Annotated in this window: 17 protein-coding genes and 1 pseudogene; 10 read left to right on the top strand and 8 right to left on the bottom strand. The window is 71.9% G+C overall.

Features of this window, described 5'->3' with window-relative positions; genetic code table 11:
• Positions 1–13: 13 nt before the first annotated feature.
• Entirely contained in the window at positions 14–2,092 is a 2,079-nt protein-coding gene (locus tag M4D82_RS10400) for a PIG-L family deacetylase (protein WP_249765771.1), read from the bottom strand.
• Between the two features lie 276 nt (positions 2,093–2,368).
• Positions 2,369–4,768 (bottom strand): PIG-L family deacetylase, encoded by a 2,400-nt coding sequence (locus M4D82_RS10395; RefSeq protein ID WP_249765770.1) that lies wholly within the window; start codon positions 4,766–4,768, stop codon positions 2,369–2,371.
• 408 nt (positions 4,769–5,176) lie between these two features.
• On the opposite strand from M4D82_RS10395, the gene M4D82_RS10390 reads away from it, so the two are divergent.
• The 3 genes from M4D82_RS10390 (at position 5,177) to M4D82_RS10380 (ending at position 9,868) form a co-directional block, all read left to right on the top strand.
• Positions 5,177–8,167, top strand: coding sequence for a bifunctional [glutamine synthetase] adenylyltransferase/[glutamine synthetase]-adenylyl-L-tyrosine phosphorylase (locus M4D82_RS10390; RefSeq protein ID WP_249765769.1), 2,991 nt, complete (start codon positions 5,177–5,179; stop codon positions 8,165–8,167).
• A gap of 230 nt (positions 8,168–8,397) precedes the next feature.
• Positions 8,398–8,961, top strand: a complete 564-nt coding sequence (locus M4D82_RS10385) for a C39 family peptidase (RefSeq protein ID WP_249765768.1) — start codon at positions 8,398–8,400, stop codon at positions 8,959–8,961.
• A 10-nt stretch (positions 8,962–8,971) separates the two neighbouring features.
• Entirely contained in the window at positions 8,972–9,868 is an 897-nt protein-coding gene (locus tag M4D82_RS10380) for a hypothetical protein (protein WP_249765767.1), read from the top strand.
• Positions 9,869–9,929: 61 nt separating this feature from the next.
• Here M4D82_RS10380 and M4D82_RS10375 read toward each other — a convergent pair whose 3' ends face one another.
• Together M4D82_RS10375 and M4D82_RS10370 are read right to left on the bottom strand one after the other, a co-directional pair.
• Positions 9,930–10,703, bottom strand: a complete 774-nt coding sequence (locus M4D82_RS10375) for a maleylpyruvate isomerase family mycothiol-dependent enzyme (protein WP_249765766.1) — start codon at positions 10,701–10,703, stop codon at positions 9,930–9,932.
• Positions 10,704–10,781: 78 nt separating this feature from the next.
• Positions 10,782–11,627, bottom strand: coding sequence for a DEAD/DEAH box helicase family protein (locus M4D82_RS10370; protein WP_249765765.1), 846 nt, complete (start codon positions 11,625–11,627; stop codon positions 10,782–10,784).
• A 662-nt stretch (positions 11,628–12,289) separates the two neighbouring features.
• On the opposite strand from M4D82_RS10370, the pseudogene M4D82_RS10360 reads away from it, so the two are divergent.
• Positions 12,290–12,745 (top strand): annotated as a pseudogene (locus tag M4D82_RS10360) (helix-turn-helix domain-containing protein); the annotation flags it as partial.
• Positions 12,737–12,970, top strand: a complete 234-nt coding sequence (locus tag M4D82_RS10355; RefSeq protein WP_249771663.1) for a DUF397 domain-containing protein — start codon at positions 12,737–12,739, stop codon at positions 12,968–12,970. The pseudogene M4D82_RS10360 and the gene M4D82_RS10355, both read left to right, overlap by 9 nt.
• Before the next feature lie 13 nt (positions 12,971–12,983).
• Here M4D82_RS10355 and M4D82_RS10350 read toward each other — a convergent pair whose 3' ends face one another.
• The 4 genes from M4D82_RS10350 to M4D82_RS10335 form a co-directional block, all read right to left on the bottom strand.
• Positions 12,984–14,894: a bifunctional serine/threonine protein kinase/MFS transporter gene (locus M4D82_RS10350; RefSeq protein ID WP_249765764.1), complete on the bottom strand. Its 1,911-nt coding sequence runs from the start codon at positions 14,892–14,894 to the stop codon at positions 12,984–12,986.
• 82 nt (positions 14,895–14,976) lie between these two features.
• On the bottom strand, positions 14,977–15,870 hold the full coding sequence (locus M4D82_RS10345; protein WP_249765763.1) for a phosphatase PAP2 family protein: 894 nt from the start codon (positions 15,868–15,870) through the stop codon (positions 14,977–14,979).
• 94 nt (positions 15,871–15,964) lie between these two features.
• Entirely contained in the window at positions 15,965–16,996 is a 1,032-nt protein-coding gene (locus M4D82_RS10340; protein ID WP_249765762.1) for a LacI family DNA-binding transcriptional regulator, read from the bottom strand.
• 26 nt (positions 16,997–17,022) lie between these two features.
• Entirely contained in the window at positions 17,023–18,657 is a 1,635-nt protein-coding gene (locus tag M4D82_RS10335) for a glycoside hydrolase family 13 protein (RefSeq protein WP_249765761.1), read from the bottom strand.
• Positions 18,658–18,879: 222 nt separating this feature from the next.
• On the opposite strand from M4D82_RS10335, the gene M4D82_RS10330 reads away from it, so the two are divergent.
• From M4D82_RS10330 to M4D82_RS10310, 5 genes are all read left to right on the top strand, one after another.
• Positions 18,880–20,154: an extracellular solute-binding protein gene (locus tag M4D82_RS10330; RefSeq protein ID WP_249765760.1), complete on the top strand. Its 1,275-nt coding sequence runs from the start codon at positions 18,880–18,882 to the stop codon at positions 20,152–20,154.
• A 6-nt stretch (positions 20,155–20,160) separates the two neighbouring features.
• A complete protein-coding gene (locus M4D82_RS10325; protein WP_249765759.1) occupies positions 20,161–21,186 on the top strand; it encodes a carbohydrate ABC transporter permease in 1,026 nt (341 codons plus the stop codon).
• Positions 21,183–22,052, top strand: coding sequence for a sugar ABC transporter permease (locus M4D82_RS10320; RefSeq protein WP_249765758.1), 870 nt, complete (start codon positions 21,183–21,185; stop codon positions 22,050–22,052). Before M4D82_RS10325 ends, M4D82_RS10320 begins: the two co-directional genes overlap by 4 nt.
• A 134-nt stretch (positions 22,053–22,186) precedes the next feature.
• A complete protein-coding gene (locus tag M4D82_RS10315; protein WP_249765757.1) occupies positions 22,187–23,818 on the top strand; it encodes a glycoside hydrolase family 13 protein in 1,632 nt (543 codons plus the stop codon).
• Positions 23,806–24,819, top strand: coding sequence for a LacI family DNA-binding transcriptional regulator (locus M4D82_RS10310; RefSeq protein WP_249765756.1), 1,014 nt, complete (start codon positions 23,806–23,808; stop codon positions 24,817–24,819). The genes M4D82_RS10315 and M4D82_RS10310 overlap by 13 nt, the downstream gene beginning before the upstream one ends.
• Positions 24,820–24,936: the final 117 nt, after the last annotated feature.

The raw sequence follows: 24,936 nt of genomic DNA, 5'->3' as shown, positions 1-24,936 counted from the left end.
CCGCCCCGGCCCGTTACGGCGTTGTCGGGATGGCTCGGTGCCAGGTGGGGTGGGGGGTGGGGGTTGTGGTGTGGAGGTGGGCGTCCAGGCCCAGGACGGTGGTGGTGGGGGTGCCGGTGTGGTCCGTCACGGCGGCGGGGGCGCCGGCGTAGAGCATGCGGGACTCCGTCCAGGCGGGTGGGCCGCCGAGGGTGGTTGCGCTGATGGTGCCCGTGTTCGCGCGGCCCGTCAGGATGCGGCCCGCGACGCCGACCGCGCCGTAGCCCGCCCGGCCACCCGACTCGGTGACGGCGGACAGCCGCGGGGCGCCCGCGCCCGCCGTGGCCAGCGCGCTGCGCACCACCCCGGAGTCGGGGCGCCGGAAGTACAGGCGGACGCCCGCGCCGTCCCGGACCGCGGTGAGCGGGACCGTGGTGGCGGGCAGCCCCGTCGGGAAGGGCCCGGCGAGCGGGGCGCCCGGGGTGGGCTGCGTCCAGGCCAGGACGGAGCCGGTGGTGGTGGCGTAGACGTGGCGCCGGCCGGCCGCGTCCACCGCCGTGACGGGGTCGCTCTGCAGGTCCTCGCCGCCCAGCCGCTCCCAGTCCGTGAAGCCCCCCGACGGCTGCTGCACGCGGGCCCGCAGGGTGCGCCGCGTGTCGCGGACGTACACCGTGAGGCGGCCCTCCGCGTCGACGGCGGCGGCGGGGGCGCTGATCGCGGAGGTGCCCGGCTCGTCCCCCGGCTCGGGGGTGCCGAGCGAGGTCCACGCCCCGAACGGCCCGCCGGGCGCCGACTGGACGGCGTAGACGACCTCGCGCCGGTAGTCGGCGGGTCGGGGTCCGAGCGTGGTGCGGGTGGCGAGGACGCCGACCCGCCCGTCGGGGAGGCGGACGGCGCAGGCGCCCGGGTCGACGCCGGTGCCCGGCAGCAGGGTGGGGCCGGTCCAGGTGCCGGAGGGGTCGCGGTTCCAGACGGCCATCCGCCCGTCCAGCGCGGCGAACGCCCAGAGCCGGCCGGGGGTTCCCTCCGTCAGCCAGGCGGTGGTGTCGGCGCGGGCGTAGCGCAGGGACTGGGCCCAGTTGCGCCCGGTGGGGCTGCCCGCGACCTTGCGGTCGCCGCAGCCGGAGGGGCTGCCGCAGTAGTCGGCGCGGTCGTGCCAGGCGTAGGTGCGCAGGAAGCCGGTCTTCGTCTCGGCGGTCTGCGGGTCCAACGCGTGGGGCAGGCTGCCGTTGTGGTAGCCGAGGTAGCTCTGCACCGTGAAGTGCGGTCGGTCCGTGACGCGTTCCGCGTACAGGGCGGTGGCGGCCTGTACGAAGCGGGCGCCGTACATGTGGTCCTGGTGGTCGGTGTACTTGCCGCTGTCGGCGTACCGGCCGGGCGTGGGGTCCTGCATGCGTATCGTCGTCGGCCGGTACCGTTCCAGGATCCCGGCTATGGACTCCGTCACCTGGTCCTTGGTGTACGAGAACGGCTGCTTGACCGGGGTGCCCGAGGTCAGCTGGGCGCCCAGCGCGGGTATGGAGCCGTTCCACAGGCCGCGCAGGCTGTCCGGGTTGTCCCCCGCGGGGCTGCGGGCCTCGCGCAGTTGCAGCCAGACCAGGTTGATCTGCGGTCGGGCGAGGAGGACGTCCAGCTCGGCCTGGCCGCCGCCGGCGGTGGGTATGACCGTACGGCTCCACGGGCTGGTGCGGTCGCCCGTGGCCATCTGGGCGTAGGCGGAACGTATGCCGTTCTGCCGGGCCTCCGCGTAGTGGGTGCGGTCGGCGGGCTGTTGCGGGTCCTTGGCCTCGCCGCCGCGGGCCTCGTTGCGGCCGTCGGCCTCGCCGGAGGTGAGGTAGGCGGTGGTGACCGCGGTGGCGCTCGTCAGGGAGCGGCTGAGGTCGGGGTTCATGAAGAACAGGTCGTCGTCGGGGTGCGCGACGACCTGGACGACGGAGCCGGCCGTGACGCTGGCGGGCGGCGCGGCGGGCTTGCGAGGGGCGTCGGCCTCGGCCGGTGTCTGTTGCCCGGAGGCGACGGCGAGCACGCCCGAGGCACCCACGGTCAGCATGGGCACCACGGCCGCGAGGAGGAAGCGGCGGCGGGTCAGGGACATCGGGGGCATCGAGGGCATCGGGTTACGCCTCAGGTCGTTCCGGAACGGACAGGAAGAACCGCTGTGCAGTCACTGAGAGGCCAAATCGGGGAACTTGGTTCACGGATTTCGCCGATGACGCACGCTTTTCCGAAAACGACCGGATGTGATTGTGCCCTGCGTACGGTGCTGGATGTGTGCATGTGCCCGGAATATGGACGCGGTTGAGGACCCGGCAAACCAATACGCACTCTATGGTGCGGTATTGGGGGGTGCGGGGCGAATATTCCGCTTGTGGGTGGTATAGGGGATTTCCTACGGAGTCGCAGCCTCCGTGGCCGCCGTCGTCTCCGTCGTCGCGTTGCGCGGGCCCACCGGTTGCCACGGCGCCAGGTGCGCGTTCGGGGCGTCCGCCGAGGAGGTGACGTACAGCCGGGCGTCGAGCCCGACCACCGCCAGGCTGACCATGTTCTTCCCGGTCATCGTGCTGGACGGCGCCCCCACGAACATCAGCGGCGAACGCTCCCACGGCCGCCCCCGCCCGAGGTCCGACCCGAGCCGGCCGCCCGAGGAACGCCCGGCCAGCAGGTGCCCGCTCGCCGTCACCGCGCCGAAGCCCTGGAGGCCGCCGAGGTCGGTGAGGCCGTGGGTGGTGAGCGAGCCCGTGTCCGACCCTGCGTCCGAGCTCGTGTCCGAGCCCGTGTCCGTGCCCGTGCCCGCGACCGTCGCCAGCGCCGTACGCACGTTGCCCGAGCCCGGCTTGCGGAACCACAGCCGTACGCCGCCCTCGCGGCCCTCCGCCGTCAGCGGGAGCGTGGTGTCCGGCAGCCCGGTGGGCGTGGCCGGGCCCAGCGGGGCGCCGGGCGTCGGCTGGGCCCAGCCGATGACCGTCTTCGTGGTCGCCGCGAACACCATGCGCCGCCCGGCGCCGTCGGTCGCGGTGGTCGGGGTGCCGTGGATGTCGGCGCCGCCCAGGCTCTCCCACGGCCCCCAGCCGCCGTCCTCCCGCTGCACGCGCCCGCGCAGGGTGCTCGCGCCGTCGCGTACGTAGACGGCCGCCCGGCCGGTGCCGTCGACGGACACGGCGGGGGCGCTGAGGTCGGAGGTCCACTGCTCGTCGGAGGCCTCGGGCGTGCCGAGCGAGTCCCACGCGCCGAACTCCTCGGAGCCGGGGGCGCGCTGGACGGCGTAGACGACCTCGCGGCGGTAGTCGGCGGGGCGCTCGCCGAAGGTGGTGCGGGTGGCGAAGGCGGCGATGCGGCCGTCGTTCAGGGTGACGGTGGAGATGCCCGGGTCCATGCCGGTGCCGGGGAGCAGGCGGGGGCCGCTCCAGCGGCCGAGGAGGCCGGTGCGGTGCCAGAGCGCGACCTGGCCGTCGAGGACCTTGAAGGCCCACAGGCCCTGGTCCCGGTCGGAGGTGAGCCAGGAGGTGCCGGTGCCGCGCGCGTAGTTGACGGTGTCGGTCCACCGGTTGCCGGAGGGGCGGTCGGCCACCTTGAGGTCACCGCAACCGGCCTCGCTGCCGCAGTGGTTCTGCCGGTCGAGCCACGCGTAGGTGCCCAGTATGTCCAGTTTCTCCTTGGCTTCGCCCGGGTCGAGGGCGCTGGGGAGGGAGCCGTTGAAGTAGCCGACGTAGTTCTGCGTCGCGAAGTGCGGGCGGTCCTTGACGTCGACGTCGCGCGCGTACGCGGCGGCGGCGAGCTGGGCGAAGCGGGCGCCGTAGAAGTGGTCCTGGTGGTCGGTGTAGCGGTGGGTGTCGTGGGTGCGGCCGGGGGTGGGGTCCTGCATCCGGATCGTCGTCGGCTCGTAACGGGCGAGGATCTCGGCGAGCGTGCGGACGAGCTGGTCCTTGGTGTACGTGAACGGCTGCTTGACGGGGCTGCCGGAGGCGAGCATCGACTCCAGGTGCGGAACGCGGCCGTCCCACAGGCCGTGCAGGCTGTCGGGGACGTCCTGGTAGACGTGGCCCGCCTCGCGCATCTGCAGCCAGACCAGGTTGACCTGGGGCTTGGCGACGAGGACGTCGAGCTCGGCGTGTCCGCCGCCGGCGGTGGGGATGGCCGTACGGGTCCACGCGGCGGCGCGGTCGCCGGTGGCCATCTTGGCGTAGGCGGCGCGGATGCCGTTCTGGCGGGCCTCGGCGTAGGCCGGCTTGTCGGGGCGGGTGGACGCCTCTTTGGCGGCGCCCGCGTTGATGCCGTCGGCTTCGCCGGAGGTGAGGTAGACCGAGGTCACGGGGTGGCCGGTGGCTATGGAATAGCGGAGGTCCGGGTTCATGAAGTACAGGTCGTCGTCGGGGTGGGCGACGATCTGGAGCACCCGGCCGGGGTCGGGGGCGTCGACGGTGGTGGCGGTGGTGGCCTTGGAGTCGGCGGCGGTGGGCGTCCCGAGGGCGGCGAGGGCCTCGTTGCCCCGGAGCACGAACATGAACGCCGCGACGACGGCTGCGATGACGGCGACGCCCTTGACGCCGCGAGCCCGCCGGACGGGGGACGCGGGCGCGGCGACGGCCCGCGCGGCCCCGGCCGGCGTGTCCACGCCAACCTCCCGCTGCGCGGCGGGGACGGGCCCTGCGGGCGGGGGCTCGGCGGGGGTGTCGCCGGTCGCCGTGGCGGAGGTCACATCGTGTGGCGCGGGCTTGGGCGTTGACGACCGCTCGGCGGGGCCCGTGGCCTCCGGCAGGGTGGGGCCGGGGGCGGGGGGTCCGTCGGACATGGGGCTCCTCGCGGCCGGTCGGGCGGGGACCGGGCCCCTGACACATCGAGCTATAAGTAATCAGATAATCCGACAAGCCGCCGCATGATGTGCGCCACGACACCCCGACCGGCCCCCGACACCCCGCCCCCGCGATCCCGCGCGCTGCTCCACAACCGCCCCGCCCCCACGGCCCGTCGGCCCACCGCCACCCCCTGCCGGGGCCGCGCACCGCGCCCCGTACCCGCCCGCCGCACGTGCGCGACGCCACACCGCCCGCCTCCGGCCGGGGCCGCGCACCACGCCCCCCACACGTGCGCGGCGACACCCCACCCCCGGCCGGGGTCGCGACCAATCCCGGGCGCGCCCGCCGTAGGCTCACTACCAAGGCCGGCCAGGCCAACGGCGACGGACGCGGGAGGCGGCGGGATGACAGTCCCGGGACGTAGGAGCAGTACCTTCAGTCGGCTGCTGCGCAGCGGGTTCACCGACCCCTCCGCCGCGGCCCGGCTCCTCGACGCCGACGCGCTCGCCTCCGTCCGCACCGACCCCGTCCTCCTCGACGCCCTCGGCGCCACCGCCGATCCGGACCTCGCCCTGCGGGGACTCGTCCGCCTCGCCGAGGCGCAGAGCGACGAGGACCGCCCCCGCCTCCTCGACACCCTCGTCAGCGCCAAGCCCCTGCGCGACCGCCTCCTCGGCGTACTCGGCGCCTCTGAAGCCCTCGCGGACCACCTCGCCCGCCACCCCCTCGACTGGCAGGCCCTCGTCACCTACGAGGCCTCCGACCTGCACCCCGGCCTCGCCGACTTCGAACGCGGCCTCGCCGACGCCCACGACCCCGTCCACCTGCGCGTCGCCTACCGCCGCTGCCTGCTGTCCATCGCCGCCCGCGACGTCTGCGGCACCATCGACCTCGCCCAGACCGCCGCCGAGCTCGCCGACCTCGCCACCGCCACCCTCCGCGCCGCCCTGCGCATCGCGACCGCCGCCGCCCCCGAGGACGCCGCCCGCTGCCGGCTCGCCGTCATCGCGATGGGCAAGTGCGGCGGCAACGAGCTGAACTACGTCTCCGACGTCGACGTGATCTTCGTCGGGGAAGCCGCCAACGGCTCGGCCGACGAACCCAAGGCGCTCCAGGCCGCCACCCGCCTCGCCTCCCACCTCATGCGCATCTGCTCCGACACCACCGTCGAGGGCACCATCTGGCCCGTCGACGCCAACCTGCGCCCCGAGGGCAGGAACGGTCCTCTCGTCCGCACCCTGTCCTCCCACTTGGCCTACTACCAACGCTGGGCCAAGACCTGGGAGTTCCAAGCCCTCCTCAAGGCCCGCGCCGTCGCCGGCGACCCCGAACTGGGCGCCCAGTACATCGACGCCATAAGCCCCCTCGTATGGCAGGCCGCCGAACGCGAGAACTTCGTCGCCGACGTCCAGAAGATGCGCCGCCGCGTCGTCGACAACATCCCCGCCGACCGGATCGACCGCGAACTCAAGCTCGGCCCCGGCGGCCTGCGCGACGTCGAGTTCGCCGTCCAACTCCTCCAGCTCGTCCACGGCCGCGGCGACGCCACCCTGCACTCCGGCACCACCCTCGACGCCCTGCACGCCCTCGCCGCCGGCGGCTACGTCGGCCGCGCCGACGCCGCCCAACTGAACGACGCGTACCGCTTCCTGCGCACCATGGAGCACCGCATCCAGCTCTACCGGCTGCGCCGCACCCACCTCGTCCCCGAGGGCGAGAACGACCTGCGGCGCCTCGGCCGCTCCATGGGCCTGCGCACCGAACCCGTCGCCGAACTGGTCAAGGCCTGGCGCCGGCACGCCTCCGTCGTCCGCCGCCTGCACGAGAAGCTGTTCTACCGGCCCCTCCTCGACGCCGTCGCCCAACTCAACCCCGGCGAGGTCCGCCTCTCCTCGCGCGCCGCCGGCCAGCGCCTCGAAGCCCTCGGTTACGCCGACCCCGTCGCCGCCCTGCGCCACCTCGAAGCCCTCGCCTCCGGCGTCAGCCGCAAGGCCGCCATCCAGCGCACCCTGCTGCCCGTCCTCCTCGGCTGGTTCGCCGACTCCGCCGACCCGGACGCCGGCCTGCTGAACTTCCGCAAGGTCTCCGACGCCCTCGGCAAGACCCCCTGGTACCTGCGCCTGCTGCGCGACGAGGGCGCCGCCGCCGAGAACCTCGCCCGCGTCCTGTCGGCCGGACGCCTCGCCCCCGACCTGCTGTTGCGCGCCCCCGAGGCCGTCGCCCTGCTCGGCGACGCCGAGGGCCTGGAGCCCCGTACGCACGAGGCCCTCGCCCAGGAGGTGCTCGCCGCCGTCGGCCGCGCCGACACCGCCGAAGCCGCCGTCACCGCCGTCCGAGGCGTACGGCGCCGCGAACTGTTCCGCACGGCCGCCGCCGACATCATCAGCTCCTACGGCACGGAGGACAGCCCAGCCGAGACCGACCCCGGCGCCCTCGTCGACCGCGTCGGCCGCGCCGTCTCCGACCTCACCGCCGCCACCGTCGCCGGCGCCCTGCGCGCCGCCGTCGGCGGCAACTGGGGCGAGACCCTCCCCACCCGCTTCGCCGTCATCGGCGTCGGCCGCTTCGGCGGACACGAACTGGGCTACGGCTCCGACGCCGACGTCCTGTTCGTCCACGAACCCCGCGAGGGCGTGGACGAACAGGAAGCCGCCAAGGCCGCGCAGGCCGTCATCGCCGAAATGCGCAGGCTCCTCCAACTCCCCACCGCCGACCCGCCGCTCCTCATCGACGCCGACCTGCGCCCCGAAGGCCGCTCAGGCCCCCTGGTGCGCACCCTCGCCTCCTACGCCGCCTACTACCGCCGCTGGTCCCTGACCTGGGAGAGCCAGGCCCTGCTACGGGCCGAGCCGGTCGCCGGTGACGCGGACCTCGGCCGCCGCTTCATCGAGCTGATCGACCCGCTGCGCTACCCGGTGGAAGGCCTCGGCGACGACGCGGTCCGCGAGATCCGCCGTCTCAAAGCCCGCATGGAATCGGAACGCCTTCCCCGGGGAGCCGACCCGACCCTGCACACCAAACTCGGCCGGGGCGGGCTCAGCGACGTCGAATGGACCGTCCAGCTCACGCAGATGCGGCACGCCTGGGCCGAACCGGGCCTGCGCACCACCCGCACCCGCGAGGCCCTCGCCGCCGCCCACGCCGCCGGCCTGATCCCGACGGACGAGGCCCAGATCCTCGACGAGGCCTGGGTGCTCGCCACCCGCGTCCGCAACGCCGTCATGCTGGTGCGCGGCCGCGCCGGCGACAGCTTCCCCTCCGACTCCCGCGAACTGGCCGCCGTGGGCCGCTACCTCGGCTACGCGGAAGGCACCGTCGGCGAGATGCTCGACGACTACCGCCGCACCACCCGCCGCGCCCGCGCGGTCGTGGACGACCTCTTCTACGGGAGCTAGGGGGTGTCCGTCGGCCCTGGGCGATCCGCCAGGTCCTGCGCGGTCGGGGCATCAGCGCCGGCCGTCGCGGCCGGCTGCGAGCCACAATCCGCTCCCCTTTCTGATTATCGAAGAAATCGCTCTTAAGGGCTGAATTTCGTAACTCTCCTTTATGCCCCCGCCATGGTGCGCTGTCATATCCCTGCGAGATCGCCCGCTCGTCTCGTTCACCTTCAGGGGAAGGCAGGACCATGGCCAGATTCAGGTACGCAACCGCCGCGTCGGCCGTCGCGCTGGCCGCTTTGGGGACACTCGCGGTCGCGGGAGGCACGGCTCACGCGGAAGCGGCTCAGGACAACATCAGCATGTACAAGCAGGAGAAGACCCAGTGGTGCTGGGTCGCCTCCGGGCTGACGATCGCCAAGTTCCAGGGCTACGGGTCCACCCAGACGGACTTCTGCACCCGTGCCCAGCCCGCCTACGGCTGCAACAACCAGCCGGCCACGCTCAGCGACATGGCCAGGGGCTGGAGCAGCCTCGGCATGGCCCACCCCGGCTCGGGCCTGGACAGCGCGGCCACGTTCAACCAGGTGTACACCGACGTCAAGGCGGCGCGGCCGGTCGCCTCCCGCATCGGGTGGACGTCCGGTGGCGGCCACATGAACGTGGTTTACGGCTTCGACACGTCGAACAACACCATCGGCGTGGCCGACCCGTGGCCGGACACCACCACGTACACGTGGTGGAACTACAGCGACTACGTGAGCAACAGCTCGTCCAAGTGGACTCACTCCCGCATCGGCATCTCCCGCTAAGGCAGGCGACATGCGCGACACCAGCAACACCAGCAACACCAGAACGGCCGCGAAGAGGGCGAGTTCTCGCTCCTCCCGCCTGTCCATCGTCCTCGCCCTGAGCGCGTCCGCCCTGCTGTCCGTGCTTGGCCCGGCCCACGCGGCCCCGGCCAGGGACCCGCTGCCCGTGGACATCCCCGACTACCAGGCCGCTCTCGAAGCGGTGAAGTCCACGGCCGTCCGCGACGCCGTCTGCCGCTTTCTGCGAACCCCGCTGCCCACAGGGGCCGCCGGGACGGACGGGCCGGTGCAGACGATCCCCGAGATGGCCGAGCCGTGCCAGGGCCTGCCGACCTTCACCATCAAGGACCCGCTGGCCCTGAACGAGATCACCCCCGGCTTCGTCGCCGGCACGGCCCGACCCCTGCCCACTGAAGCGATCAAGCTGACTCAGCTGGTCTCCTCGCTGAGCACCACCGTCAACGGCCGCACGGCCACCGTCATGCTCGCGCCCACCCAGGGCGGCGGCTGGCACCTGGCGGCCGTGCGCGACGGCGACAGCGACGCCTCATACGCGGGCATGGCCGCCGTGGGAACGCTGGTCTTCACCGAGCCCCAGATCCGCGGCTGGTACCAGCTCAAACTCAACACCGTCGAGCCGCTCAACGACCACGCCCGGCAAGGACTGAACGGGCAGGCGTCGGTGTCGCTCGCCGATTACCAGCAACTGGTCAAGGCCCGCTACGCCGACAAACTGCCCGGCTCGGAGTACGACACCAACGGCTACTCCAGCGGCTCCGGCACACAGCGCGACGCGGACGGCACACCGGCCTCCACCCCGCTGCTCGCCGGCGGTTTCGGCGCGGCGCTCGCCCTCGCGGGCGGGGCGTTCGTGCTCCGCCGACGCCGGCGCGCGCACACCGGCTGACCCCGACTGGTACGCCCCCTCGCCCCGCTCCCGGCAACCAGCCGGGGGCGGGGCGAGCGCTTTACTCGTTCGGGTCCCACTCCGCGAGCTGCTCCATCGGCTCGGTGTCGCCGGTGGTTTCCAGGCCGTCGAGCGGGACGCGCGCGTAGAAGTAGAGGACCAGTTCGCTCGCCGCGCCTCGCATCGCCATGTCGCCCGGCTCCGCGTCGGCGGCGAGGTCGTCGCAGCGGACGCCGTCGGCGTTGAGGGTCAGGCGCCAGGAGCGGCCCTCGGTCGCGTGCAGGTCGATGGTCGCCGGCTTGAACGGCCAGGGGACGGTCGTCGCCGCGACGGTCGTCAGGAACTCGTCGACGCCCTCGACCGCGACGTCCGTCGGCAGCGGCTGTACGACCCCCTGGGTGAGCTGGACGTCGTAGGTGTGGACGGCGAGCTCCTGGATCTGGTGCCGGGCCACGGCTCCGCTGGTCTCCGGGGCCTGCGAGCGGCCCCACCAGGTCCAGCAGCCGCGGTCCGGGCCGGCCTCGCGCATCGCGTCGAGCATGAGCTCGGTCGACTCGGCGAGCCAGGCGTCCAGGGCTTCGCGGTCGCGGGGCGCGGTCGGGGCGCCCTTCGGGTCCGTCCTCGCCGGGGGCCCGGCACCCGGGCCCGCCGCGACGATGGCGGCCTGGCGGCGGCGGCCGTCGCCGAGGTGCTGCGCCAGTTCGCGCAGCGTCCAGTCCGGGCAGGTCGGGACCTGGACGTCAAGGTCGGGGGCGGACGCGATCGCGGCGCGGAACGCGGCCGAGCGGTCTTCGATCAACCGCAGGACCTCGGGGAACTCCAAGATGTTTGGCACGTCGGCTGTGTATCACGGCGCTCCGGCCGCCGGGTAGCGAATTTGTCGGACGAACGCGCGTCCAGGTCCGGGACGCCTCTAGGCCGCCGCTGCCGCTGCCGCTTCCCGCCGAGTGCAGGGTGGGCACTGGCCGGGAGTGGGGGAGCGGTAGGCGCGCTCGCAGGTGTCGCAGGCCTGCAACGGGTCGATCCGGAGGTCAGCCGGCGCCGGTCGAGCCGTCCCCGGGTCCGGCAGGCGGGGCGGGAGCAGCTCGCGCAGGCGGTGGGCGAGCAGGCCGTACGGGGAGTGGATCGGCGTGAGCGGCAGACTGCCGGTGAGGGTGGCGGCCACGGCGCTCGGCGGCAGACCCCGCTCCAGCCAGGCCGCCACGGCGGGTGCCAGGCGGGTCACGTCCCGCTCGGAGAGGACCAGCCGGGGATCCCTCAGGCGCAGCCCGGCCAGCAACGAAGCCGCTTCGGCGTGCACTTCGGGAGCCGGGTCGGTGTCCGGCTCCGGGAGACGTGGCTCCGGCCGCACCTCGGGCCTGTCGCGCTTCGGGGCCGGGGGCTCCGGGGGCGGCTCGTCGTCGTCGGCCTGTGACGTGAGGGCCGACGGGTTGTTGTACGACACCGTGCAGGTGACGACGCGGCCCGACGGCAGCCGCTCCTGGTAGCGGGCCAGATACCCGTGCCGCTCCAGCTCCCGCAGGGCGGTGGCGATGCGTACCTCGCCCTCCGGGAAGCGTTCGGCCAGGGCCTTGATGGTCACCTTGGCACCGGCCGGGAGGGACTGGATGTGCGTGGCCAGTCCGATCGCCGTGATGCTCAACTCGCGGTGCTGGGCGAGGTGGTTGCCGATCTTGACGTACCGCGAGCGGTGCTCGCGGTTGATGTGTCGGATGCCCGACGAGACGCGCACGGGCGCGCTAAGCTGCTGGTCAGCCATGGGGAAGGGCTCTTCTTCCACTGTGGTGAGGCCCTCGCGATGGGATTGCCGTCCCGTGCGAGGGCCGATTTGCATGTATGGGGTTGTCGATCTGAGATTGCACCCCGAATTGGCATATGCGCCAGCCCTGTTGGCTCCTTTCGCTCGACCGAGTGAGAGGGGGAGGGGGGTGGTTGGGGAAGGTCATTTCCCCCGGTTGTTTGTCTTTAGGCGTCGAGCGATACCGGTGAGCCGTCCACCGGGTCGTGGAAACCTCGATCCGGTGAAATCGGACTCGATAGATCCATTTCCGCCCACACCGTTTTCACGGGTACGGGACCGTGTTCCGTTCCCCATCGCGAGGCCGGCGCGCAGACCAGGAGCAGACCCCGCCCCGATTCCGCCTCGGGGTCGGGTGGTTGGGGCGCGCCGGGTGGTACAGCCTCCGAACGCGTGTCCGATACCTCGATACGCAGCGTAGGGTCGGCCCTGAAGCCCAGCCGGAGCCGGAAGCCCCGCCCCGGCACCCTCCCGTGCGTCACGGCGTTCGCGGCCAGCTCGGCGACGAGGGAGATTTCCTGATTCACGTGACTCAGCGTGGCCATCCGTGCGTAACCTGAACAGAGCTGAGGCCGCTGTGTACGGCGGCTGTCCAGGACGGTCCTGTCCTGTCCCACCGGCCCATGGAGGCGGACGTGAGCACAGACGAAGCGGATGAGTCGAGCTGGGAGCTCGACCCGGAGGATGAATCGGGAGCGGTAATCGCGACCGTGGGACGCCAGTTGACTGGACCGTGCGCAGTTCGGAAAACGGATGGGTTGCGGCGCGAACCTGATCTAGAAGATCGAGCGTGGCTCCCGAGTTCCCCGCCCTGAGTTTCTGGACAAGGCGGACGAGATTCTTGGTGCGGTTGGGAAAATCGCGGCCATGAAGGTCGACATCGAAAAGGCCGCTACCCCAAGAAGGTCCGCGATCTGGCCAAGTGGGAGTCGGACGCGGTTGAACTTGGCGCGTACGGGAACCACAATCTGCACGGACTGCTCCAGACCGAGGAGTACGCGAGGGCGCTGTACGAGATCCGGCGGCCCGCCTACTCGTCTGATGAGGTCGAGCGACACGTGGCCGCACGGATGGCCCGGTCGAGAAAGTGCTGGGAGAGACATGAGCATCAAGCCCTCGGCAGCGGCCTTTCCGCACTGACGTGGGTCAAGAGCAGCTACAGCGCCAGTGACAGCAACGACTGTGTCGAGGTCGCCCACCTGCCCGGGACCATCCTCGTGCGCGATTCGAAGGTCGCCGACGGCGACCTGCTGTCGCTCAGCCCCGCCGCTTGGGCCGGCTTCGTGGCTCACGCCGCAGACTAGGACCTGCGCCCAGTCACCTGATGGGCAGGACCATTGTCTCTTCGATGTATCCCATGGCTGCGAGCAGGGCCCAGGTGCCGACGTTGGCCAGGGCCATCGCAGGCAAGTATCCGACGTGTGCCTGGGCTCCGACGCCGGAAGGCGAAGCCAGAGCGCCGTTCGTCCTGGTCTGCCACCACACGAAGGCGGCGAGCAGGATGCCGGCGGCCGGAAGCAGGATGACGTAGCCCGTGAAGTGCGGAACAGCCCCGGTGACTGCGGCGATACCGCCGGCGCCGAGCAGCACCCCGCGCCCGTCGAAGCGGACGCCGATGCGACCTGGACGGTCGTGCACCAGGAGTGTCGCTGCGATCGCGGCGATCACGAAGGGGGTCGCGGCGAAGAGGCACCAACGCCAGTAGGCCATGGGAGGGAGCAGCCAGGCCGCCAGCAAGCCGAGCGCCGGGCCGACGCCCGCGATCGCGACGTAGATCCCGAACGCCTTGCGGCGTTCCCGCGCGTCGGTGAAGGAGGTGGACACCAGGATCGGGGCGGACGACGAGATCAGCGCGGCGAAGGCGCCCTGTAGGGCACGGCCCGTGAGCCCCGTGCCGGCGGAGGTCGCCGTGCCGCTGAGTGTGGCGGCCGCCGCGAACCCCACCAGGCCGACGATCAGCATCCTCTTGCGGCCCATGAGGTCCGCGACGCGGGCGCCGAACGGCAGCAGCCCGACGAAGCCCAGCGCATAGGCGATGGGGATCACATCCAGGTAGACGGTGGATGCCACCTTCAGGTCATCGGAGCGCCTCAGGGGGCCGGTCCACACCAGCGCCATAGTGGAGCACGTCGCATCGATCAGCACGACCACCTGAACCAGAGCGAGCACCACCAGGCCCCACCAGCGCCGGGGATGGGGGACCTCCGGGTTCGGGCGGTGGGGGCCGGCGTGGGCGGGGGTCGTCGGGACGTACGCGGGCGGTGGGGGCGTCGTTCGGACAGCTGGGACGCGGGGGTCCGGCCGGGCGGCGGGCGCACCCTGCGGTGGGGCAGGGGCGTAGTCCAGCAGATGGGCGGCGCGGCGGCCGAGCTGGGCCAGCACCGCTCCCGGCAGCCATTCACCGGCCGCGTCGGTCGCCGTGCGCTCGGCCACCTCGTGCGGGGTGGGCCGCTTGGCCGGATCCTTGTCCAGACATGCCCGTACGAGATCGACCAGCGATTCCGGCACCCCGGTCAGGTCCGCCTCCTCCTCGGCGATCCGGAAGAGGTGCGCGTTCAGGCCGGTCTCCGTGGCGCCGAACAGGAGGCGCCCGGTGGCGGCGTAGACGAGGACGGCACCCAGGCAGAAGACGTCGCTGGCGGGGGTGAGGTCGAGGCCGCGCACCTGCTCCGGCGACATGAAGCCGGGCGAGCCGATCAGCATGCCGGTGCGGGTGTGCAGGCTGTCCCCGGCCAGGCTGTCCATCGCCCGCGCGATGCCGAAGTCGATGACGCGAGGGCCGTCCACGGTGATCAGGACGTTGGACGGCTTGAGGTCGCGGTGGATCAGGCCCACCTCGTGCACGGCCCGCAGGGCGAGGGCGAGGCGGTTGGCGAGGGTGCGGACCGACTGCTCGGGCAACGGCCCGAAGTCCCGCTTCACGACGGTGGTCAGGTCGGGACCCGGGATGTACTGGGTCGCCACCCACGGCACGGCGGCCTCGGTGTCGGCGTCCAGGACGTCGGCCGTCCAGAGTCCGCCCACCCGTCGGGCGGCGGCCACCTCGCGCGCGAAGCGCCTGCGGAACTCGGTGTGCTGGGCGTACTCGGTCTGGACGACCTTGACGGCGACCGTCCGTCCCAGGTCGGAGCGACCCAGGTAGACCAGTCCCATCCCGCCCGCGCCGAGGCGGGCGATCAGGCGGTACGAGCCTATGTGAGCGGGATCCTCCCCCGTCAGTGGTTCCACGTGTGATCCCCCTGGAGGTGTGGAGGTCTCACGGTAGAACAAAGATCGAAGGCGCCGGCGTGGAATGGGCGAGGAGTGTTCGTCAGCCCCGGGCGCGGATTCGGTTCAGGACGGCCGACGTCGCCGGGTGCGGGCCCGTGTGGAGGGGGTGGCGGGGGAGGCGGTGGGGGAGGGCGCCGTACCAGCTGCGCGAGAGCCAGTAGCCGAAGGCGAGGCAGAGCAGGCCGCCCACCGCGTCGAGCCAGAAGTGGTTGGCGGTGGCCACGATGACCACCAGGGTCACCGTCGGGTAGAGCAGGCCCAGGATGCGGGCCCAGGGGGCGCAGGCGACCGCGTAGATCGTCAGGCCGCACCAGAGCGACCACCCTATGTGCATGGACGGCATCGCCGCGTACTGGTTCGACATGTTCTTGAGGTTGCCCGAGGCCATCGAGCCCCAGGTGTGGTGGACCAGCACGGTGTCCACGAACCCGCCGCCGTTCATCAGGCGGGGCGGCGCCAGCGGGTAGAAGTAGTAGCCGACCAGGGCGACGCCCGTGGTGGCGAAGAGGACGAGGCGGGTGGCGGCGTAACGCCCCGGATGGAAACGGTAGATCCACACCAGGACGCCGATGGTCACGATGAAGTGGAGCGTGGCGTAGTAGTAGTTCATGCCGACGACCAGCCACGTCACCGAGTTCACGGCGTGGTTGACGGACCGTTCCACCGCGATGCCCAGACCGCGCTCGATGCTCCAGATCCAGTCCGCGTTCGCCAGCGCGACGGCCTTCTGCTCCGGCACCGCGTTGCGGATGAGCGAGTAGGTCCAGTAGCTGATGGCGATCAGCAGGACCTCGAACCAGATCCGCGGCCGGCGCGGTGCGCGCAGGCGGGTCAGGAGGGCACCCTCGGCCTTCGGACGGGCCTCGCTCTCGGTCACGGGGGGTGACGCGACGTCCGTCCGGGTTTCCAGTGTCTTCACGCTCGCTTCACCCATGGGGAGAGAGTCTGCCAGATGCGTCCTCCCCTCCGATCATCCCTCGGGACGGTCTTCGACGCCTGCTCTCCGCCCTGCGGACGACCCGCACCCCTCAGGGCGTGGCCCGCCGGCCCGGCCCCGAGGCCGTCGACCCGCGCACCACCAGTTCCGGCAGGAACACGAACTCGCTGTGGGGGGCCGGCGTCCCGCCGATCTCCTCCAGCAACGTGCGCACCGCGGCCTGCCCCATCGCCTGCACCGGCTGGCGGATCGTGGTCAGCGGGGGGTCGGTGAACGCTATGAGAGGGGAGTCGTCGAAGCCGACCACCGACACGTCCTGCGGCACCCGCAGGCCCTGCTGGCGGGCGGCGCGGATCGCGCCGAGCGCCATCATGTCGCTCGCGCAGACGATCGCCGTGCAGCCCCGGGCGATGAGCGCGGTCGCGGCGGCCTGCCCGCCCTCCAGCGTGTACAGGGAGTGCTGGATGAGCTCCTCCACCGCGTCCTCGTCGAGGCCGTGCCGCTCCTTCATCCCGAGCCGGAAGCCCTCGATCTTGCGCAGCACCGGCACGAACCGCTTCGGACCGACCGCGAGACCGATCCGGGTGTGCCCGAGCGCGGTCAGGTGGGTCACGGCGAGCTGCATCGCGGCCCGGTCGTCGGGGGAGACGAAGGGGGCCCGCACCTTGTCGGAGAAGCCGTTGATGAGGACGTACGGGACGCCCTGCGCGCGCAGTTGGTCGTATCGGCCCATGTCGGCGGTGGTGTCCGCGTGCAGCCCGGAGACGAAGATGATGCCGGAGACGCCCCGGTCGACCAGCATCTCGGTCAGCTCGTCCTCGGTGGACCCGCCGGGCGTCTGCGTCGCCAGTACGGGGGTGTACCCCTGGCGGGTCAGGGCCTGCCCGATGACCTGGGCGAGCGCCGGGAAGATGGGGTTGTCCAACTCGGGGGTTATCAGCCCGACCAGGCCGGCGCTGCGCTGGCGCAGGCGGACGGGCCGCTCGTAGCCGAGCACGTCGAGCGCGGCCAGCACGGATTCACGGGTGCCGGCGGCCACACCGGGCTTGCCGTTGAGCACGCGGCTGACTGTGGCTTCGCTGACCCCCGCCTGGGCTGCGATGTCGGCTAGCCGTGCGGTCACGGGATTGGACTGTACCGGTAGCGGGCTCACAAAGCCCACCACGTGCAGGAATCCGCGGGAACCCGCACGGTACGCCCGTCCGTTTCCACAGGGGCACTGGAGAGGACGGGGCGACCGGGGGAGGGCAGTTCCATGGCGGTGGGGCGGGTGTTGAGGGTGCAGGCGAAGCCGGGGCGGCTGAAGAGGAGGACCCCCTCGGGGGCGGACAGCCAGGTCAGCGGGCCGGCCTCCGGGGCGCCGAGGCCCGGCGTGGCCCGGCGCAGCTCCAGAGCGGCGCGGTACAGCTCCAGCGTGGAGTGCGGGTCGCCGGTCTGCGCGGCGACGCTCAGGCCCGCCCACTCGGCGGGCTGCGGGAGCCAGCTGCCGCCGTCGCCGAAGCCGTACGGGGCCCGCGTACCGGACCACGGGATCGGGACGCGGCAGCCGTCGCGCAGCCCCTCCTGCCCGGTCGCGCGGTGGAAGGCCGGGTCCCGGCGGACCTCATCGGGCAGGTCGGTCACCTCGGGCAGACCCAGCTCCTCGCCCTGGTAGACGTACGCCGACCCGGGCAGCGCCAGCATCAGCAGCGCCGCCGCGCGGGCGCGGTCCAGCCCCCGCTTCCCGCCGCCGTAGCGGGTCACGTGCCGCACCACGTCGTGGTTGGACAGCACCCACGTCGTCGGCGCGTCCACGGAGGCGGTCGCGGCCAGGGACTCGTCGATGACGGTGCGCATCGCGGCCGGATCCCAGGGGCAGTTCAGGAAGCGGAAGTTGAAGGCCTGGTGCAGCTCGTCGGGTCGGACGTAGAGCGCGAGCCGCTCCGAGGTCGGCGCCCACGCCTCGGCGACTCCGATGCGCTCGCCCTCGTAGGAGTCGAGGAGCCTTCGCCAGGAGCGGAGGATGTCGTGGACGCCGTCCTGGTCGAAGAAGGGGAGCGGCTCGGTGCCGATCAGGGTGGCCTGCGCCCCGTGCCCGATGTCGGGCAGGCCGGGGGCCTTGACCATGCCGTGCGCCACGTCCACGCGGAAGCCGTCCACGCCCAGGTCCAGCCAGAAGCGCAGGACCGAGGCGAATTCGCGCGCCACCTCGGGGTTCTGCCAGTCGAGGTCGGGCTGCTCGGGGGCGAAGAGGTGCAGGTACCAGTCCCCGTCCGGCACCCGCGTCCAGGCCGGACCGCCGAAGACGGACTCCCAGTCGTTGGGCGGCAGCGCGCCGCCGGCGCCTCGCCCCGGGCGGAACAGGTAGCGCTCGCGGGCGCCCGGCCGCCCGGCGAGGGCGTCCAGGAACCAGGGGTGGCGCTCGGAGGTGTGGTTCGGCACCACGTCCACGATGACCCGCAGCCCGAGCGCGTGCGCGGCGCGCACGAGGTCGTCGGCGTCGGCGAGGTCCCCGAAGAGGGGGTCGACGGCCCGGTAGTCGGCGACGTCGTAGCCGCCGTCCGCCTGCGGGGAGACGTAGAAGGGGGTCAGCCACACCGCGTCCACGCCGAGCCGGGCCAGGTGGGGGAGCCGCTCGCGGACGCCGCGCAGGTCTCCGACGCCGTCTCCGTCGCTGTCCGCGAAGGATCGTACGTACACCTGATAGATGACGGCATCGCGCCACCAGCAATGCCCCTGCCCGCCGCTCGTCGTCGTGTTGCTGGAAGCGCTTGCAAGACGGACGGCCGTCAACTCGTGGGTCATATCGGGGTCAACGCGGGTACACACCCCCTGGTTGCGGGCCCGTGCGATAGAAGGGGACTCGAACTAACAGCAAGCTGCGGCAACCGTAGGGACACACGGATGTAACGATCAGCTCGTCTTGCAGAAATTTGCCGCAAGGTCTTTCGGACGGCTTTCAGGCTTGTTACGTTCCTGGCAACTCGGGACCGCGAGGGCGCGGCCGGGATCATCGAAGGAGTTCATATGCGGCGTGGCATAGCGGCCACCGCGCTGGTCGCGACCCTGGCGCTCGCGGCGACGGCGTGCGGTGGTGACACCAAGGACGACGGCCAGGAGACCAAGGCCGGCGGCGAGCTGAGCGGCACCGTCACCTGGTGGGACACGTCGAACGACGCCGAGAAGGCGAGCTTCCAGAAGATCGCCGAGGCGTTCACCGCGAAGCACCCCAAGGTGACCGTCAAGTACGTCAACGTCCCGTACGGCGACGCGCAGAACAAGGTCAAGAACGCCTTCAGCAGCGGCTCCGAAGCCCCTGACGTGATCCGCGCCGACGTCGGCTGGGTCGCCGACTTCGCCTCGCTCGGCTACCTCGACGAGGTTCCGGCCGAGACCGCCAAGAAGATCGACGCCGAGTTCCTGCCGCAGGCCGCCGCCAGCGGCAAGTTCGAGGGCAAGACCTACGCCGTCCCGCAGGTCATCGACACCCTCGGCCTCTTCTACAACAAGAAGATGCTCGCCGACGCCGGCGTCCAGCCGCCCAAGACGCTGGAGGAGCTGAAGACCGCCGCCGCCGCCATCAAGGCCAAGAGCGGCAAGACCGGCCTCTACCTGCGCGGCGACGACTCCTACTGGTTCCTGCCCTTCATCTACGGCGAGGGCGGCGACCTGGTCGACGCCAAGACCAAGACGGTCACCGTCGACAACGCCGCCGGCGTCAAGGCCTTCAAGGCCGCCCGCGACCTCATCACCTCCGGCGCGGCGACCACCAACGCCACCGACGGCTGGACCAACATGCAGACGGCCTTCAAGTCCGGCGAGGCCGCCATGATGATCAACGGCCCGTGGGCCGTCGCCGACAGCTACGCCGGCGACCAGTTCAAGGACAAGTCGAACCTCGGCGTCGCCGCGGTCCCGGCCGGCTCCGCCAAGGCCGGCGCCCCGCAGGGCGGCCACGACCTCGCCGTGTACGCCGGCTCGAAGAACACCGCCGCCGCGCACGCCTTCGTCGAGTACATGACCTCCCAGGAGATCCAGGTCCAGTCCGCCAAGGACCTGAGCCTGCTCCCGACGCGCACCGCCGCCTACGAGCAGCCCGACGTCAAGTCCAGCGAGATGGTCCAGTTCTTCAAGCCGGCCGTCGACAAGGCCGTCGAGCGCGCCTGGATCCCGGAGAACGGCTCCCTCTTCGAGCCGCTGAAGGTCGAATACACCAAGGCCGTCACCGGGACCGCCACCCCCGAGGACGCGGCCAAGGCGGCCGGCGTCGAGTTCCGCAAGATCCTCAAGGGCTGGAAGTAACGACACATGGCTGCTCACACCAGCCAGTCGGTGGCGAAGGCCGCGGGCGAGGGCACCGGGAACACCGGTGCCGCCCGCGGCCCCAGCCGCACGACTGCCAGAAGCGACCGCGGCCTCAAGCAGGCCCTCGCCACGCACTGGTACGCCTGGGCCATGATCGCCCCGGTGGTGCTCGTGCTCGGCGTGATCATCGGCTGGCCGCTCGTCCGCGGGATCTACCTCTCGCTGACCGACGCCAACGAACGCAACGTCGCCCGCACCATCGGCGTCCGCCAGATCGAGGCCACGTACGAGTTCGTCGGCCTCGACAACTACGCGGCCGTCCTCGGTGACCCCGTCTTCTGGCAGCGGCTGGTGTGGACGGTGCTGTGGACCGTCGGCTGCGTGTCCATCACCTTCGTCCTCGGCCTCACCCTGGCCACCATGCTCAACCGCCAGTTCCGCGGCCGCGCCGCCTACCGGATGGCCCTCATCCTGCCGTGGGCGGTCCCCGGCTTCGTGTCCGTCTTCGCGTGGCGCTTCCTCTTCAACCGCGACAACGGCATCCTCAACAAGCTCCTCGACGGCGGCGGCATCGCCGCCATCCCCTGGCTCGACGACCCGACCTGGGCCAAGGTCTCCGTCATCGCCGTCAACGTCTGGCTCGGCGTCCCCTTCATGATGGTCGCCCTCCTCGGCGGCCTCCAGTCCATCCCCGCCGAGCTGTACGAGGCCGCCGAGATGGACGGCGCCGGCCCCTGGCAGCGCTTCCGGCACATCACCCTGCCCGGACTGCGCGCGGTGAGCATGACGGTGATCCTGCTCTCCACCATCTGGACGTTCAACATGTTCCCGGTCATCTTCCTGCTGACCCGCGGCGGACCGGGCGACTCCACCGAGATCCTCGTGACCCAGGCGTTCCGCGAGGCCTTCATCGCCAGCCCGCGCGACTTCGCCGGCTCCGCGACCTGGGGCGTCCTCATCCTCGCCCTGCTCATGATCTTCGCGCTGGTCTACCGGCGTTCGCTGCGCAAGCAGGGAGAGGTGTGGTGACCGTGACCAGCACCCGTACGACCACGACGGGCAACCGCCCGCGCGGGAGCCGCTCCCCGCTCGCCTCCTTCGGACTGCACGCCACCCTGGTCGTCGCGTCCGTGATCGCCGTCTTCCCCGTGCTGTGGATCCTGCTGACCTCCCTCAAGCCCCCGCAGCACGCCATCAGCACCGACTTCGTCAAGGAAACGACGCTCCACAACTACCGGTACCTGCTGGAGTCGAGCCACTTCCTGAGCTGGTTCGCGAACTCCGTCCTGGTCGCCGGCGTCACCACCGTCCTCGGTGTGTTCATCGCCGCCACCACCGGATACGCGGTCAGCCGCTTCAAGTTCCCGGGCATGAAGCCGCTCATGTGGACCCTGCTCATCACGCAGATGTTCCCGATGGCCATCCTGATCGTCCCGCTCTACAACCTGATGGGCGACCTCGGGCTGCTCAACCAGCCGCTCGGCCTGATCATCACGTACCTCACCATCGCCGTGCCGTTCTGCGCGTGGATGATGAAGGGCTTCTTCGACACCATCCCCGTCGAGATCGACGAATCCGGCCGGGTCGACGGACTCAACCCCTTCGGCACGTTCTGGCGTCTGATCCTGCCCCTGGCCAAGCCCGGCCTCGCCGTCACCGGCTTCTACGCGTTCATCACCGCCTGGGGCGAGGTCGCGTACGCCTCCGCCTTCATGGTCGGCGAGGAGAACCTCACCCTCGCCGGCGGACTCCAGACCTTCGTCACGCAGTACACGTCCAACTGGGGCGCCATGAGCGCGGCTTCCGTCCTCATCGCGATCCCGGCGGCGGTCTTCTTCCTCTTCGCCCAGCGTCACCTCGTCGCCGGCATGACGGCGGGCGCCACCAAGGGCTGACCACCCGCCGGTGGGCCGGAGACCAGCACCCGATCAGTACCGATCAGCACCCGCTGATCTCTCGCCGATCTCCCGCTGGTCTCCCGCCACCGGCCGCGCCCGCTCGATCCCGGCCCGATCTCTCCAAGGACACCATGACCCAGCACCTCGCCGACGCACTTCCCACCACCTCCGGCACCCTGCCCGGCTGGTGGAGAGACGCGGTGATCTACCAGGTCTACCCACGCAGCTTCGCCGACTCCAACGGGGACGGCATGGGCGACCTCGAAGGGATCCGCGGCCGCCTGCCCTACCTCAAGGAGCTGGGCGTCGACGCCGTCTGGCTGAGCCCCTTCTACGCCTCCCCGCAGGCCGACGCCGGCTACGACGTAGCCGACTACCGGGCCATCGACCCCATGTTCGGCACCCTCCACGACGCCGACGCCGTCATCCGCGAGGCCCACGAACTCGGGCTGCGCATCATCGTCGACCTCGTCCCCAACCACTGCTCCGACCAGCACGAATGGTTCAAGCAGGCACTGCGCGAGGGGCCGGGCACGCCGCTGCGCGACCGCTTCCACTTCCGCCCCGGACAGGGCGAGAACGGCGAGCTGCCGCCCAACGACTGGGAGTCGATCTTCGGCGGCCCGGCGTGGACGAGGGTGGCCGACGGCGAGTGGTACCTGCACCTCTTCGCCCCCGAGCAGCCCGACTTCAACTGGGAACACCCCGCCGTCCAGGACGAGTTCCGCTCCATCCTGCGCTTCTGGCTCGACCTGGGGGCGGACGGCTTCCGGATCGACGTGGCCCACGGACTGGTGAAGGCCCCCGGCCTGCCCGACCTCGGCCGAGACGAGCAGCTCAAGCTGCTGGGCAACCAGGTCCTGCCCTTCTTCGACCAGGACGGCGTCCACGAGATCTACCGGTCGTGGCGGACCGTTCTCGACGAGTACGCCGGTGATCGCATCGGCGTCGCGGAGGCGTGGACGCCCAGTGCCGACCGTACGGCCCTGTACCTGCGCCCCGACGAGCTGCACCAGGCCTTCAACTTCCACTACCTGAGCACCGGGTGGGACGCGGAGGCGCTGCGCGCCACCATCGACGAGTCGCTGGACGCGATGCGGCCGGTCGGCGCGCCCACGACGTGGGTGCTGTCCAACCACGACGTGGTGCGACACGTGACGCGGTACGGCGGCGGCGAGCAGGGCCTCGCGCGGGCCCGCGCGGCGGCGCTGCTGATGCTGGCGCTGCCCGGGTCGGCGTACGTGTACCAGGGCGAGGAGCTGGGCCTGCCGGAGGTGACCGACCTGCCGGACGAGGTCCGCCAGGACCCCTCCTTCTTCAAGGAGAACGGCCAGGAGGGGCTGCGCGACGGCTGCCGCGTCCCGATCCCGTGGTCGGGTACGCGGGCCCCGTACGGCTTCGGCGACGGCGGCAGCTGGCTGCCGCAGCCGGCCGAGTGGGCGGGGCTCAGCGTCGAAGCGCAGACGGGCGACCCCGCCTCGACGCTGGAGCTGTACCGGGCCGCGCTGCGGATCCGCCGGGAGGACCCCGACCTGGGCGCCGGCGACGCGGTGGAGTGGCTGGACGCGCCGGCCGGGGCGCTGGCGTTCCGTAGGGGCGGCTTCGCCTGCACCGTCAACACGACGGGCGAGTCGGTACGGGTGGCCGTGCCGGGGGGCGTGGCGAGCGTGGCGCTGCTGGCGAGCGGTGGAGAGCCGCCGGTGGTCGATGGCGACGGTTTCGTGGTCCTGGGCGCTGACAGCACCGTGTGGTGGCGGGTGTGACATCACCGTTGCGGCTGACGGACATCGCCGCGCAGGCCCAGGTCAGCGAGGCGACCGTCAGCCGCGTGCTCAACGGCAAGGCGGGGGTGGCGACCGGCACCCGGCACAAGGTGCTGGCCGCCCTCGACGTGCTGGGTTACGAGCGGCCCGTCCGGCTGAAGCGACGCAGCAACGGCCTGGTCGGGCTGCTCATCCCCGAGCTGACGAACCCCATCTTCCCGGCGTTCGCGCAGGTCATCGAGCAGGCCTTGGCCGGGCACGGGTACACCCCGGTGCTCTGCACGCAGACGCCGGGCGGGGCCACCGAGGACGAGCTGGTCGAGCAGTTGGAGGAGCGGGGGGTCACCGGGATCGTCTTCCTGTCCGGGCTGCACGCCGACTCGGCCGCCGATCCGGAGCGCTACCGGCGCCTCGCGAACCGCGGGGTGCCGTTCGTGCTGATCAACGGCTTCAACGCGGCGATCAGCGCCCCGTTCGTCTCCCCGGACGACCGGGCGGCGGCGGAGATGGCCGTGCGCCACCTGGAGGAACTCGGACACCGGCGGATCGGGCTGGCCATCGGGCCGACCCGCTACGTCCCGTCGGCGCGCAAGGAGCAGGGCTTCCTCGCCGCGCTGCCGGGGGCCGACTCCGAAGGGCTGGTGCAGCGCACGCTGTTCACCGTCGAGGGCGGCCACGCGGCGGGCGGCGCCCTGCTGGACCGGGGGTGCACGGGCATCGTCTGCGGGAGCGACCCGATGGCGCTGGGCGTCATCCGGGCGGCCCGCGAACGGCGGCTTCGGGTTCCGGAGGACGTGTCGGTCGTCGGCTTCGACGACTCCCCGCTGATCGCCTTCACCGACCCACCGCTGACCACCGTCCGCCAGCCGGTACGCGCCATGGCGACGGCGGCGGTGGGCGCCCTCCTGGAAGCGGTCGCCGGCACCCCGGTGGAACGCACGGAGTACGTCTTCCAACCGGAACTGGTGGTAAGAGGCTCGACGGGCCCGGTGGCGGAGTAGAGCAGCGCCTCTACGCCGCCCCGCGCGGGCCCGCCTCGGGGCGGGGCGGTGGGTGCCCACCCGCCTCCCGGGTGCGGGTGGTCCGGGACTCGGAGGTCCCGGACCGGGTGGGGCTCA

Origin of the sequence: Streptomyces sp. RerS4 (assembly GCF_023515955.1) — a bacterium.
GTDB lineage: Bacteria > Actinomycetota > Actinomycetes > Streptomycetales > Streptomycetaceae > Streptomyces.
The sequence above is the reverse complement of the archived record's forward strand: the minus strand, read 5'-3'. Positions and strand labels throughout refer to the sequence as shown.